This is a genomic window from Streptomyces sp. NPDC053474 (assembly GCF_044544845.1).
In the GTDB taxonomy this organism is placed as follows: Bacteria; Actinomycetota; Actinomycetes; order Streptomycetales; family Streptomycetaceae; genus Streptomyces.
The window spans coordinates 15,787-31,448 of the sequence record NZ_JBITXV010000015.1 but is presented as its reverse complement, the minus strand read 5'-3'; the positions used below and the strand labels follow the sequence as shown (position 1 = coordinate 31,448).

Below are 15,662 nucleotides of genomic sequence, written 5' to 3'. Positions count from 1 at the left end.
ATCGAGAAAACGGCTGCGGACAGGTCCGTTGTATGCCAGCAGGTGCGGCACACGTCCTGAACAGGTGACATTTGATGGCGAATGAAGAGACGCTGCGCGACTATCTCAAGTGGGTTTCGGCGGACCTGCATCAGACGCAGCAACGTCTGAAGGACGTCGAGGCCGCTGCGCAGGAGCCCATCGCGATAACCGCGATGAGCTGCCGATTCCCCGGCGGTGTGGGCGGCCCGGAAGATCTGTGGCGACTGCTCGCCGACGGGCGCGACGCCATTTCGGGGCTGCCCACCGACCGCAACTGGGACCTGGACTCGCTCTACGACCCGGATGGAGCCGGAAAGCAGGGCACCAGCTCCACGGCCCACGGTGGATTCCTGGACCGGGTCGCCGAATTCGACGCGGCGTTCTTCGGCATATCCCCGCGCGAGGCCCTGGCGATGGACCCGCAGCAGCGGCTCCTCCTGGAGACCGCGTGGGAGGCGTTCGAGCGCGCGGGCATCGACCCCGCGACGGTCCGCGGCAGCCGCACCGGCGTGTTCGTCGGCACCAACGGCCAGGACTACGCCCCGCTCCTCTTCGAAGCCGAGGAGGACGTCGAAGGCTATGTGAGCACCGGCAACGCGGCCGCCGTCGAGTCCGGCCGCATCGCCTACACCCTCGGCCTCGAAGGCCCCGCCCTCACCGTCGACACGGCCTGCTCCTCGTCCCTGGTCGCCCTGCACCTCGCCGTGCAGGCGCTGCGGCAGGGCGAGTGCGGCATGGCCCTCGTGGCGGGCGTCACCGTCATCTCCACGCCCGGCGTGTTCACCGAGTTCAGCCGCCAGCAGGGCCTGGCCGCCGACGGCCGCTGCAAGGCGTTCGCCGCCGCCGCCGACGGCACCGGCTGGGGCGAGGGCGTCGGCATGCTCCTCGTCGAGCGCCTCTCCGACGCGCGCCGCGCGGGCCGCCCCGTCCTCGCGGTCGTCCGCGGCTCCGCCATCAACCAGGACGGCGCCAGCAACGGCCTCACTGCCCCCAACGGGCCCTCCCAGCAGCGCGTCATCATGCAGGCCCTCGCCAACGCCCGCCTCACGGCCGCCGACGTGGACGCCGTCGAGGCCCACGGCACGGGCACCACGCTGGGCGACCCGATCGAGGCCCAAGCCCTGCTGGCCACGTACGGCCAGGAGCGGCCCGAGGGCGGACAGCCCCTGTGGCTGGGCTCCATCAAGTCCAACATCGGCCACACCCAGGCCGCCGCGGGCGTCGCGGGCCTCATGAAGATGGTCCTGGCCATGCGCCACGGCGTCCTGCCGCGGACCCTGCACGTGGACGAGCCCTCGCCCGAGGTCAACTGGACGGCGGGCGCCGTCGAACTCCTCACGGAGGCCCGGGAGTGGGCCGCGCGCGAGGACGGCGGCCCGCGCCGCGCGGGCATCTCCTCCTTCGGCGTCAGCGGCACCAACGCCCACGTCATCGTGGAGCAGGCGCCGCCCGCCGAGGAGCCGACGGTCGAAGAGGCCTCCGCGACGCCCGTGATCCCGGGCGTGGTGCCCCTCGCCCTCTCCGCGAAGACGCCCGAGGCGCTCCACGCCCAGGCGGGCCGACTGCACGCCCATCTCCTCGCCCACCCCGAGTCCGGCACCGACGACCTGGCCTGGACGCTCGCCGTGGCCCGCTCCCGGTTCGAGCACCGGGGCGTCGTCCTCGGGCGCGACCGGGAGGAACTCCTCGCGGGTCTTGAGCGGCTTGCCGACGGTGATGGTGCTCTCACGGGCCGTGCGCTGGGTGGCGTGGTCCGTCCGGTGTTCGTGTTCCCGGGGCAGGGGTCGCAGTGGGCCGGGATGGCGCGCGAACTTCTCGACGATTCTCCGGTGTTCGCGGAGCGGATGCGGGAGTGCGCGGATGCGCTGTCGGAGTTCGTGGACTGGGACCTGCTTGAGGAGCTGGGCGGCGACCGGTTCGACCGTGTCGACGTGGTTCAGCCTGTGCTCTTTGCGGTGATGGTGTCGCTGGCTGCGGTGTGGCAGGCGGCTGGTGTGGAGCCTGCCGCTGTGGTGGGTCACAGTCAGGGTGAGATCGCTGCCGCGTGCGTGGCGGGTGCCCTGTCGCTGCGGGATGCCGCCCGCGTGGTGGCGCTGCGGAGCCTGGCGATTCGCGAGCTGTCCGGTAAGGGCGGCATGGTGTCGGTGCCGCTGCCCGAGGCCGAGGTCCGTGAGCTGATCGCGGGCTGGGAGGGCCGGATTGAGGTCGCGGCCGTCAACGGCCCGGCCCAGGTGGTTGTCTCTGGCGAGCCCGAGGCCCTCGAAGAGCTGGTCGCGCAGTGCGTGGGCCAGGACATTCGCGCCCGTACGATTCCGGTGGACTACGCGTCGCATTCGTCGTACGTGGAGGAGATCGAGGCGCAGATCGGCCAGGCGCTGGAAGGCGTGAGTCCGCAGGCCGCCGAGGTCCCGCTGTACTCGACGCTCACCGGTGCCTGGCTGTCCGATGACACCCTGATGGACGCGGGTTACTGGTATCGCAACCTGCGCCAGACGGTCCTCTTCGAGCATGCCACCCGCGGCCTCCTCGCTGAAGGCCATGGTCTGTTCCTGGAGATGAGCCCGCACCCGGTCCTGACGGTCCCGGTGCAGGCCACCATCGACGCGACCGACAGCCCGGCCGCCACCCTCGGCTCGCTCCGGCGCGACGAGGGCGGCGCCGACCGCCTCGCGGCCTCGCTCGCCGAAGCCCACGTGCACGGTGCCGAACTGGACTGGAAGGCCCTCCTCCCCGGCGCCCGCGCCACCATCGACCTGCCCACCTACCCCTTCCAGCGCGAGCGCTACTGGCCGAAGGCCGCCCCGGCGGGCGCCGGTGACGTGGTGTTCGCGGGGCTGCGTGCCGCCGGGCACCCGCTGCTCGGGGCCGCCGTGTCGCTCGCGGGCGCGGAGGGGCACCTCTTCACGGGGCGGCTCTCGACGCAGACCCACCCCTGGCTCGTGGACCACGCGGTGGACGGCGCGATCCTGCTGCCCGGCACCGCGTACGTCGAACTCGCCCTGCGCGCGGGCGACGAGGTCGGCTGCGGCCACCTCGAAGAGCTGACCCTGGAAGCCCCACTCGTCGTTCCGGAGCAGGGCGCCGTCCAGCTCCAGATCTCCGTGGGCGGCCCCGACGGGTCCGGGCGGCGCGAGCTGAGCCTGTTCGCGCGCCCGCAGGACGACGCCGACGACACCCCCTGGACGCGGCACTTCACCGGCAGCCTGCTGCCCACTGCCCCCGCGGAGTCGTCCGCGGCGGCCGCGGAGCTGGCGGCGTGGCCGCCCGCGCGGGCCGAACGCCTCGACGTGTCCGACCTGTACGAGCGTCTCACGGCCAACGGCCACGGCTACGGCCCGCTCTTCCAGGGCCTGCGCGCCGCCTGGCGCCGGGGCGACGACGTCTACGCGGAGATCGAACTCCCGCAGGAGGCGCACGCCGACACGGAGGCCTTCGGCCTGCACCCGGCGCTCTTCGACGCCGCGCTGCACGCGATCGGCCTCGGTGACTTCATCGAGCGGACCGACCGCGCGCACCTGCCGTTCGTCTGGTCGGACGTCACCCTGCACGCCACCGGCGCGACCACCCTGCGGGTGCGCGTGACCTCGGCGGGCACGGACACCGTGGCCGTGCTGGCCGCCGACGCCACCGGGCAGCCCGTGGTCTCCGTAGGGTCCCTCGCGCTGCGCGCCCTGTCCGAGGAGCAGCTGACCGGCGGGCCCCGCCTCGACGCGCTCTTCCAGGTGGAGTGGACGCCCGTCGACGCCCCGGCGACGACGGACGAGCAGCGCGCCTCCGTAGCGCTCCTGGGCGACGACGCCTCCGGCGCACCGCTCTCCGCGCGGCGGACGTACGCCGACCTGGACGCCCTCACCGCCGCGCTCGACGAGGGCGCCGACCTGCCCGCGACCGTGCTCCTGCCACTGTTCCCGGAGAGCCCGTCCGCCGCTGGGGCCCCTGGCGCGGTCGAACTCGACGCCGTACGACCCCTGTTGGCGCGTGCGCTCGACGCCGTGCAGGGCTGGCTCGGTGACGAGCGGTTCGAAGCGTCCCGCCTCGCCGTGGTGACGCGCGGCGCCGTCGCGGCGGGCACCGACGCGCCGGACCCCGTGGCCGCCGCCGTCTGGGGCCTGCTGCGCTCGGCGCAGTCCGAGCACCCGGACCGCTTCGTCCTGCTCGACCTCGACCCGGCCGGGGCCGACGACGCCCTGGTGGCCGCCGCGCTCGCCACCGACGAGCCCGAACTCGCGCTCCGCGAGGGCGCGCTGCGCGCCCCGCGCCTGACCCGCGTACCGCTGCCGGAGACCACGGAGGCCGCAGAGGCCTCGTGGGGCGACGGCACCGTCCTGATCACCGGCGGCACGGGCACCCTGGGCGGCCTGGTGGCCCGCCACCTCGTGACCCGGCACGGCGTACGCGACCTGCTCCTCGTCTCGCGCCGGGGCGAGGCCGCGCCCGGTGCCGCCGCGCTCCGCGCGGAACTGGAGGAGGCGGGCTCCCGCGTGCGGCTCGCCGCCTGCGACACGGCCGACCGGGCCGCGCTCGCCGCCCTCCTGGACGAGACCGGCGCCGGGCTCTCGGCGGTCGTGCACGTGGCCGGTGCCCTGGACGACGGCGTGGTCACCGCCCTGACGCCCGAGCGCCTGGACACCGTCCTGCGGCCGAAGGCCGACGCGGCGCTGCACCTGCACGAGCTGACGGCGGGCCTGAACCTCTCCGCCTTCGTCCTGTTCTCCTCGGCCGCCGGTGTCTTCGGCACCCCCGGCCAGGCCAACTACGCGGCCGCCAACGCCTTCCTCGACGCCCTGGCCCACCGTCGCAGGGCCCAGGGCCTGCCCGCGACCTCCCTCGCCTGGGGCCTGTGGGCCCAGGCCAGCGAGATGACCGCCCACCTGGGCGCGGGCGAACTCGACCGCAGGACGCGTGCCGGAGCGGCCCCCCTCACCAGCGCCGAGGGCCTCGCCCTCTTCGACGCCGCCCACGCCGCGGACCACCCCCTGACCGTGCCGGTCCGCCTGGACCTCGCGGGCCTGCGTGCCCGGGCCGCGTCCGACGGCGTGCCGCCGCTGCTGCGCACCCTGGTCCGCGCGCCCCAGCGGCGCACCGCGGCCGGGGCCGGGCAGCAGGAGGGCTCCGCCCTCGCCCAGCACATCGCGGCCCTGCCGGAGGCGGACCGCGAGGAGGAAGTCCTCACGCTGGTGCGCGGCCACGCCGCCGCCGTCCTCGGCTACCCGTCCGCCGACGCCATCGCGCCCGACCGCGCCTTCCGCGAGGTCGGCTTCGACTCGCTCACCGCCGTCGAACTGCGCAACCGCCTCACCGCCGCGACGGGCCTGCGCCTGCCCGCGACGCTCGCCTTCGACTACCCGGCCGCCACCGTCCTCGCCCGCCACATCCTCGAAGAGCTCCTGGGCACGGCCGCGGCGGCCCGGCCGCGGGGCGCGGCCCTGACGACGGCGGGCGCGGCCCCCGAGGACGACGACCCCATCGTGATCGTCTCCATGAGCTGCCGCTACCCGGGCGGCGTCACCACTCCCGAGGACCTCTGGCGCCTGGCCGCCGACGGCGTCGACGCCATCGGCGACCTGCCCGCCGACCGGGGCTGGGACGTCGACGCGCTCTACGACCCCGACCCGGACAGCGCCGGTTCTTTCTACACGCGCGAGGGCGGCTTCCTCTACGACGCCGCCGACTTCGACCCGGCCTTCTTCGGCATCTCGCCGCGCGAGGGCCTGTCGATCGACCCCCAGCAGCGGCTCCTCCTGGAGACCACCTGGGAGGCGTTCGAGCGCGCGGGCATCGACCCGGCGACGGCGCGCGGCAGCGCGACCGGCGTGTTCGTCGGCGTCATGTACAACGACTACGCCACCCACCTCCTGAGCGCCCCCGGCGGCCTCGACGACCTGGAGGGCTACGTCGGCAACGGCAGCGCCGCGAGCGTCGCCTCCGGCCGCATCTCGTACACCTTCGGCCTCGAAGGCCCCGCCGTGACCGTCGACACGGCCTGCTCGTCCTCCCTGGTCGCCCTGCACCTGGCGGCGCAGGCCCTGCGCCAGGGCGAGTGCGACATGGCCCTCGCGGGCGGCGTCGCCGTCATGTCGACCCCCGGTACGTTCATCGAGTTCAGCCGCCAGCGCGGGCTCGCCGCCGACGGCCGCTGCAAGTCCTTCGCGGCCGCCGCCGACGGCACCGGCTGGGGCGAGGGCGTCGGACTGCTGCTCCTGGAGCGCCTGTCCGACGCCCGCCGCAAGGGCCACCGGGTCCTGGCGGTCGTCCGTGGTTCCGCCGTCAACCAGGACGGCGCCAGCAACGGCCTCACCGCCCCCAACGGCCCGTCCCAGCAGCGCGTGATCCGCGCCGCCCTCGCCAACGCCGGGCTCTCCACGGAGGACGTGGACGCGGTCGAGGCCCACGGCACGGGCACCACGCTGGGTGACCCGATCGAGGCGCAGGCCCTCATCGCGACGTACGGCAAGGAGCGTCCGGCCGAGCGTCCGCTGTGGCTGGGTTCGCTGAAGTCGAACATCGGGCACACGCAGGCCGCCGCCGGTGTCGCCGGGGTCATCAAGATGGTCATGGCGATGCGGAACGGAGTACTCCCGCAGACCCTGCACGTGGACGAGCCGACCCCGCAGGTGGACTGGTCCGAGGGCGCCGTCGAGCTGCTGACGGAGGCCCGTGAGTGGGCCGAGCGGGACGGTGGCGGCCCCCGGCGCGCGGGCGTCTCCTCCTTCGGCGTGAGCGGCACCAACGCCCACGTCATCGTGGAGCAGGCCCCGCCCGCCGAGGAGCCGACGGTCGAAGAGGCCTCCGCGACGCCCGTGCTCCCGGGCGTGGTGCCCCTCGCCCTCTCCGCGAAGACCCCCGAGGCGCTGCGGGCCCAGGCGGCCCGGCTGCGCGCCCACCTCCTCGCGGACACCGAGCCGGTCCTCGGCGACCTGGCCTGGACGCTCGCCTCGGCCCGCTCGCGGTTCGAGCACCGGGGCGTCGCCCTCGGCCGCGACCGGGACGAAATCCTCGCCGCCCTTGAGCGGCTCGCCGAGGGCGAGGGCGCCGCTCAGGGCGTGGTCACCGGGCGCGCGCTGGGCGGGACGGTCCGTCCGGTGTTCGTGTTCCCGGGGCAGGGTTCGCAGTGGGCCGGGATGGCGCGTGAACTGCTCGATGAGTCGCCGGTGTTCGCGGAGCGGATGCGTGAATGCGCGGACGCGCTGTCGGAGTTCGTGGGCTGGGAGCTCCTTGAGGAGTTGGGCGGCGACCGGTTCGACCGTGTCGACGTGGTTCAGCCGGTGCTCTTCGCGGTGATGGTGTCGCTGGCTGCTGTCTGGCAGGCGGCTGGGGTGAAGCCTGCGGCTGTCGTCGGTCACAGTCAGGGTGAGATCGCTGCCGCGTGCGTCGCGGGTGCCCTGTCCCTGCGGGACGCGGCCCGCGTCGTCGCGCTGCGGAGCCTGGCGATTCGTGAGCTGTCGGGTAAGGGCGGCATGGTGTCGGTGCCGTTGCCCGAGGCCGACGTACGGGAGCTGCTGACGGCGTGGGGTGACCGCGTCTCGGTCGCCGCCGTCAACGGCCCCACCCAGGTCGTGGTGTCCGGCGAGCCGGAGGCCCTGGAAGAGCTGGTCGCGCAGTGCGTCGACCAGGACATTCGCGCTCGTACGATCCCCGTGGACTACGCGTCGCACTCCTCGTACGTGAAGGAGATCGAGGCCCAGATCGGCCAGGCGCTGGAAGGTGTGAGTCCGCAGGCCGCCGAGGTCCCGCTGTACTCCACGCTCACCGGCTCGTGGCTGGATGTCCCCATGGACGCGGGTTACTGGTACCGCAACCTGCGCCAGACGGTCCTGTTCGAGCACGCCACCCGCGGCCTGCTCGCCGAGGGCCACGGCCTGTTCCTGGAAATGAGCCCCCACCCGGTCCTGACGGTCCCGGTACAGGCGACGATCGACGCGACCGACAGTCAGGCCGCCACTCTCGGTTCACTCCGCCGCGACGAGGGCGGTGCAGCCCGCCTCACGGCCTCGCTCGCCGAAGCCCACGTCCACGGCGCCGAACTGGACTGGAAGGCCCTCCTGCCCGGCGCGCGTATCGTCGCCGACCTGCCCACCTACGCCTTCCAGCGGCAGCACTACTGGCCCGAGTTCGCGGACGCGGACGACGCCGAACCGCTCGCCGTGGACGAGGTGGAGTCCCGGTTCTGGGAGGCCGTCGAGCGCGAGGACCTGGAGCGGCTCGCCGCCGAGCTGGAGGTGGCGGACGGCTCCGCCGCCGAACTCGGCGCCGTCCTCCCGCTGCTCTCCTCCTGGCGGCGGCAGCGCCGCGAGCGGTCCGAGATCGACGCCTGGCGCTACGCCGTGACCTGGAAGCCGCTGGCGAACAACGCCCTGTCGACGTCCGCCCTGTCCGGGCGGTGGCTGGTCGTCCTGCCCGAGAGCGCGGCGGACCACCCGTGGACGGCGGGCGCCAGCGACGCCCTGGCCCGGGCTGGCGCGCACGCGGTGGAACTGCGGCTCACAGACGCGGAGTTGACGCGTGAGGCGCTGGCCTCCCGGCTGCGGGAGTTCGCCGGTGCGGAGTTCGCCGGGGTGGTGTCGCTGCTCGGCTTCGAGGAGTCGGCGCACGCGGAGCACGCGGGCGTACCTGCCGCGCTGGCCGGGACGGTGGCCCTGGTGCAGGCCCTCGGTGACGCGGGGATCGCGGCGCGGCTCTGGGCGGTGACCCGGGGTGCCGTGTCGACCGGCCGCAGCGACCGCGTGGAGAGCCCGGCGCAGGCCCAGTTGTGGGGCCTCGGCCGGGTCGTGGCCCTGGAGTACCCGGAGCGCTGGGGCGGTCTGATCGATCTGCCGCAGGCGTACGACACCCGGGCGGGCGCGCGCTTCACGGCCGCCCTCGCGGGAATCGAGGACGAGGACCAGCTCGCCGTGCGCGGCTCCGGCGTCGCCGTACGCCGCCTCGTGCGGTCCGAGCCCACCGCCCAGGCCAAGCCCTGGACCCCGCGCGGCACGGCCCTGATCACCGGCGGTACGGGCGCGATCGGCGGGCATGTGGCGCGCTGGCTGGCCCGCGAGGGCGCCGAACACCTGGTGCTCACCAGCCGCCGCGGCCTCGACGCGCCCGGCGCGGTCGAACTCCGGGCGGAGCTTGAGGAGTTGGGGGCCGAGGTCACCGTCGCCGCCTGTGACGTGGCCGACCGGGAGGCCGTCGTACGCCTCCTCGACGCACTGGCCGCCAAGGGCCACACCCTGCGGTCCGTCTTCCACACGGCGGGTGTCGGGCAGACGCAGCCGCTGGACGGCATGTCCGCCGCCGACATCGCCGAGGTGTTCGGCGCGAAGACGGCGGGCGCCGCGCACCTCGACGAGCTGCTCGACTCCGAGGAGCTCGACGCGTTCGTGCTCTTCTCGTCGAACTCCGGCGTGTGGGGCGGCGGCGGTCAGGGCGCCTACGCGGCCGCCAACGCCTACCTCGACGCCCTCGCCGAATCCCGCCGGGCCCGCGGCCTGCCCGCCACCTCCGTCGCCTGGGGCCTGTGGGCTGGCGGCGGCATGGCCGGGGACGAGGGCACCGAGCACCTGCGCCGCCGCGGCCTCGCGGCGATGGCGCCGGAGCGGGCGATCGCCGCACTCGCCGGGGCCGTCGCGCACGACGAGACGTTCGTGGCCGTGGCCGACGTGGACTGGGAGCGGTTCGCGCCCTCGTTCACGTCGGTGCGGCCCAGCGCCCTCATCGGCGACCTGCCGGAGGCGCGCCGCGCGCTCGCCGAGCCCGACGAGGCCCGGTCCGGCACGGGCAAGCAGGGCGCCCCGGGCTCCGAGTGGGCCGAGCGGCTCGCCGGTCTCGCGGCGGCGGAGCAGGAGCGGCAACTCCTCGACCTCGTACGCGGGCAGGCAGCCGCCGTGCTCGGCTACGCGGGCGCCGAGGCGGTCGAGCCGACGCGCGCCTTCCGCGAGCTGGGCTTCGACTCGCTGACCGCAGTCGAGGTCCGCAACCGGCTCGCTGCGGCCACCGGCCTGAAGCTGCCCACGACCCTCGTCTTCGACTACCCGACGTCCGCCGTCCTCGCCGGATACCTGCGCACGCAGTTGGTGGGGGAGTCCGAGGCCGCCCCGGTCGCGGCCGGGCGCGCGGCGGACGTCGACGACGACCCGATCGCCATCGTCTCCATGAGCTGCCGCTACCCGGGCGGGGTCACCAGCCCCGAGGCCCTGTGGCACCTGCTCGCCGAGGGCGCGGACGCGATGTCCGACTTCCCCGGCGGCCGCGGCTGGGACCTCGACGCCCTCTACGACGCCGACCCCACCAGCCGTGGCACCAGCTACGCCCGGCAGGGCGGATTCCTCTACGACGCCGACCAGTTCGACCCCGTCTTCTTCGGCATCTCGCCGCGCGAGGCCCTCGCCATGGACCCGCAGCAGCGGCTCCTCCTGGAGACCTCCTGGGAGCTGTTCGAGCGCGCGGGCATCGACCCTGCGACCCTGCACGGCAGCCAGGCGGGCGTGTTCGTCGGCGCCTCCTCGCAGGGCTACGGCTCCGGCCTGCGCGAGACTCCTGAAGGCGTCGAGGGCTACCTCCTGGCGGGCGGCGCGACGAGCGTCATCTCCGGCCGCCTGGCCTACTCGTTCGGCCTTGAGGGCCCGGCGGTGACCGTCGACACGGCCTGCTCGTCCTCGCTGGTCGCCATGCACCTGGCGGCGCAGGCCCTGCGCCAGGGCGAGTGCGACCTCGCGCTCGCCGGTGGCGTGGCCGTCATGTCCAACCCCGGTGCCTTCATCGAGTTCAGCCGCCAGCGCGGCTTGGCCGCTGACGGCCGTTGCAAGGCCTTCGCGGAGGCGGCGGACGGCACCGGCTGGGGCGAGGGCGTCGGCCTGCTCCTCCTTGAACGCCTCTCCGACGCCCGCCGCAAGGGCCACACGGTCCTCGCGGTCCTCCGTGGCTCCGCCGTCAACCAGGATGGCGCCAGCAACGGCCTGACCGCCCCCAACGGCCCCTCCCAGCAGCGCGTCATCCGTGCCGCCCTCGCCAACGCGGGCCTCACCGCCGCCGATGTCGACGCCGTCGAGGCCCACGGCACGGGCACCACCCTGGGCGACCCCATCGAGGCACAGGCCCTCCTCGCCACCTACGGCCAGGAGCGCCCGGCCGAGCGGCCCCTGTGGCTCGGCTCGGTGAAGTCCAACATCGGTCACACCCAGTCCGCCGCCGGTGTCGCCGGTGTCATCAAGATGATCCTCGCCATGCGCGAGGGCGTCCTGCCGCAGACGCTGCACGTCGACCGCCCGAGCACCCACGTCGACTGGTCGGTGGGTGCCGTCGAACTCCTCACGGAAGCCCGTGAGTGGACCGAGCGCGGGGACGCGCCGCGCCGCGCGGGCATCTCGTCCTTCGGCGTCAGCGGCACCAACGCCCATGTGATCGTGGAGCAGGCGCCCGCTGAGGAGCCGACGGAGGCCGCCGTGCCGGTCGCACCGGTCACGGCCGTGCCGTGGCTGGTGTCGGCGCGCAGCGCGGACGCGCTCCGGGCGCAGGCCGAGCGCCTGCGCGTGCACGTGGCCGACCATGACGAGCTCGACCCGGTCGACGTGGGCTGGTCGCTCCTGTCGGGCCGTGCGGTGCACGAGCACCGGGCGGTGGTCTTCGGCCGGGAGCGGGAGGAGTTCCTGTCCGGCCTCGAAGCACTCGTGCCCGGGGCGGTGGTCGAAGGCCGCCTCGGCGTGCTCTTCACCGGCCAGGGCAGCCAGCGCATCGGCATGGGCCGCGAGCTGTACGAAACCTTCCCGGTGTTCGCGGACGCGCTGGATGAGGTGTGCTTCCATATTGACCAGTGGATAGAACGTTCGCTCCAGAGCGTGATGTTCGGTGCGGACGCGGACCTCCTTGAGCAGACCGGTTACGCCCAGCCCGCGCTGTTCGCCGTCGAGGTCGCGCTCTACCGTCTCGCGGAGTCCTTCGGTGTACGTCCGGAGATTGTCGGCGGGCATTCGATCGGTGAGCTGGCGGCCGCGTACGTAGCCGGGCTGTGGTCGCTTGAGGATGCGGCTCAACTGGTCTCGGCACGTGGGCGGTTGATGCAGGCCCTCCCGGAGGGCGGGGCGATGCTGGCCGTGCAGGCCACGGAAGCGGATGTGCTGCCCCTCCTGACGGACCGTGTGGGTGTGGCGGCGGTGAACGGCCCTGCTCAGCTGGTGCTCTCCGGTGACCGCGCGACTCTTGAGGGCCTGGAGCAGACCCTGCGCGATCAGGGCCGGAAGGTGAAGTGGCTGAAGGTCAGCCACGCCTTCCACTCGCCGCTGATGGACCCGGCGCTGGATGACTTCCGTAAGGTCGCGGCCCAGTTGACGTACCAGGAGCCGACGCTCCCGGTCGTCTCCAATCTCACCGGTGAGCTGGCGGATCCCGCCGAGTTGAAGGACCCGGAGTACTGGGTGCGGCACGTCCGTGAGGCGGTCCGGTTCCACGACGGTCTGAAGGCGTTCCAGGGGCAGGGTGTCTCGACGTTCCTGGAGCTGGGCCCCGACGCGGTGCTCACCGCGATGGCCCACGACACGTTCACCGAGCCCACCGCGCAGGCGGGCTTGGTCGCGGCTGTCCGCAAGGACCGCTCGGAGGCCGACACGTTCCTGAGGGCCCTCGCGCAGCTGCACGTACGCGGCATCGAGGTCGACTGGGCGCCGCTGTACGCCCCGGTCGAGTCGCGGCGCCGCGTCGAGCTGCCCACCTACGCCTTCCAGCACCAGAGCTACTGGCTCCGGCAGAGCGCGGGCGCGGCCGACGTCGAGTCCGCCGGGCTGGTGTCGGCGGGGCACCCGCTGCTGGGCGCCGGGATGCCGCTGGCGGACTCGGACGGCTACCTCTTCACCGGGCGTCTGTCCCTGGCCGCCCAGCCGTGGCTGGCCGACCACGCGGTGGCCGGACGCGTGCTGCTGCCGGGCACGGCCTTCGTGGAGCTGGCCACGTACGCGGGCGGCCAGATCGGCCACGGCGTACTCGACGAGCTGACGCTCGGCGCACCCCTGGTGCTGCCCGAGCGCGGCAGCATCCAAGTGCAGCTGCGCGTCGAGGCCCCCGACGACACCGGGCGCAGGGCCCTCAGTCTGCACTCGCGGCCGGAGCCGGGCGACGGCGCCGAAGGCCTGTCGGCCGACGCCTGGACCAAGAACGCCACCGGCACCCTGACCGAGTCCGCCGCGGACGCGCCCGCCGCGTCCGACGACCTGACGTCCTGGCCGCCCCGCGACGCGGAGCCGCTCGCCGTCGACGGGCTCTACGAGGAACTGTCCGCGGCGGGCTACGACTACGGGCCGGTGTTCCAGGGGCTGCGTGCCGCCTGGCGGCGCGGCGACGAGGTGTTCGCCGAGGTCGCGCTGGAGGAGGACGAGCAGACGCAGGCCGGTTCCTTCGGCCTGCACCCGGCGATCCTCGACGCTGCCCTGCACGCCCGGGCCGCCGGTGCGGCGGCACGGACGGAGTCCGGCACGGAACCGGCCACCGGCGGGCTGCCCTTCACCTGGACCGGCGTCACCGTGCACGCCACGGGCGCCGCCGCGGTCCGCGTCCGGCTCGCCCCGAACGGCACGGACGGCGTCTCCCTGGACGTCGCGGACACCACGGGCACACCGGTCGCCTCGGTCGACGCGCTGGTCTTCCGGCCCATGTCGAAGGAGCTCATCGAGCGGATGAGCGGCCAGCACCCGCACGCGGACTCCGTCTTCCACGTCGAGTGGAAGCCGCAGGCCCTGACGGCGGCCGAGCCGGTGGCGTTCACTTCGTACGAGGAGCGGTACGCCGGTGGTGAGGAGTCGGCGGCCGTGGTGTGGCAGGCCGGTGCGTCCGGTGCCTCCGGTGGTGAGCCGCAGGCCGAGGCCGTGTCGGCGCGCCTCGCCGAGGCGCTGGGTGTCGTACAGGGCTGGCTGGCCGACGAGCGGTCGGCGTCCTCGCCCCTCGTCGTCGTCACGCGCGGCGCGGTGGCGGCCGGTGCGGCGGTGCCGGATCCGGTGGGCGCCGCCGTGTGGGGCCTGGTGCGTTCGGCGCGCTCGGAGCACCCGGGCCGCTTCGTCCTCGTGGACACCGACACCGATGGGGGAACCGGGATCGACGCGTCCGTGCTCGGCGCCGTCCTGGCGTCGGGCGAGCCGGAGGCGGCCGTCCGGGGCGACTCGCTCTGGGTTCCCAGGCTCTCCCGGGTCGCGCCCCCAGTCACCGACGGCACCCCGTGGGGCCAGGGCTCCGTCCTGGTGACGGGCGCGTTCGGCGGCCTGGGGCGGGTCGTGGCACGGCACCTGGCCGAGCGCCACGGCGTGCGCGACCTGCTGCTCGTCTCCCGCAGGGGAGAGGCGGCGGTCGGTGCCGGTGAACTGCGCGACGAACTCCAGGCGCTCGGCACCCAGGTGACGGTCGCCGCGTGCGACATCGCCGACCGGGACGCCATCGCCGCGCTCCTCGACGAGCACGGCGCGGACCTCTCGGCGGTCGTCCACGTGGCAGGCGTCCTGGACGACGGCGTGGTCACGTCCCTCACTCCGGAGCGGGTGCGGTCGGTGCTGCGGCCGAAGGTGGACGCGGCGCTGCACCTGCACGAGCTGACCGCGGGGCTCGACCTGTCGGCGTTCGTCCTGTTCTCGTCGGCGTCCGGCGTCTTCGGCGGGCCAGGGCAGGCCAACTACGCGGCGGCCAACAGCTTCCTCGACGCCCTCGCGGCCACCCGCCGCGCCCAGGGGCTCCCGGCGACCGCCCTGGCCTGGGGCCTGTGGGCCCAGGACAGCGCCATGACGGGCAACCTGGCCGACGCCGACCTCCAGCGCATGGCGCGCGGCGGAGTCCTCGCGCTCGACACGGACGAGGCCCTGGCCCTGCTCGACCTCGCCCCGGCGAGCGAGCACCCGGCGCTCGTCCCGATCCGCGTCGACACCGCCGCGCTGCGCGGCCAGCCGCAGGAGACGCTCTCCGCGCTCTTCCGGGGCCTGGTCCGGCCCGCCGTGCGGCGCGCCCGCGGCGCGGACACCGGCGCCGCGGCCGCGCCCGCCGACCGTACGGACTCCCTGGCGGCACGCCTCGCGGGCCGCTCCGGCGCCGAGCGCGACCGGATCCTGCTCGACCTCGTCCGTACGCACGTGGCGGGAGTGCTCGGCTACGCGTCGCCGAACGCCGTCGAGCTGAGCCGGGGCTTCCTGGAGCTCGGCTTCGACTCCCTGACGGCCGTGGAACTGCGCAACCGCCTCAACGCCGAGACCGAGCTGCGGCTGCCCAGCACGCTGATCTTCGACTACCCGAACCCGGCCGCCCTCGCCGAGCACCTGTCGGAGGAACTGCCCACGACCGTCGCCACCGCCGACGCCGTCCCGGTCGCCCCCGGTGACCTGGACACGGAGCTCGACCGCCTGGAGAGCGTCCTCAAGGCCGTCGGCGGCGGCACGGACGGCACCGAACGCGACCGCGTCGCGGGGCGCCTCCGGTCGCTGCTCACCGCCTGGGACACCACACGCGACACCGCCGCCGCCCCGGCCGCGGAGCAGCGGCAGGAGCTCGAGGACATCGAAGGCGCGACCGCCGACGAACTCTTCGACCTGCTCGACAACGAGCTCCACACCCCCGCAGAGACAAGCCCGAACACCAGCTCAGACACCGGCTCGGACACAGACCGGCCCGACCGCTTCGAGGAGGCGCTGTAAATGGCG

1 protein-coding gene is annotated in these 15,662 nt (G+C 74.4%); it reads left to right on the top strand.

Annotated elements, in window-relative coordinates:
- Positions 1–74 precede the first annotated feature (74 nt).
- The gene (locus ACIG3E_RS30945; protein WP_399622870.1) at positions 75–15,656 is read left to right on the top strand and encodes a type I polyketide synthase; all 15,582 of its coding nucleotides are present in this window, start codon (positions 75–77) and stop codon (positions 15,654–15,656) included.
- The last annotated feature ends 6 nt before the right edge of the window (positions 15,657–15,662 follow it).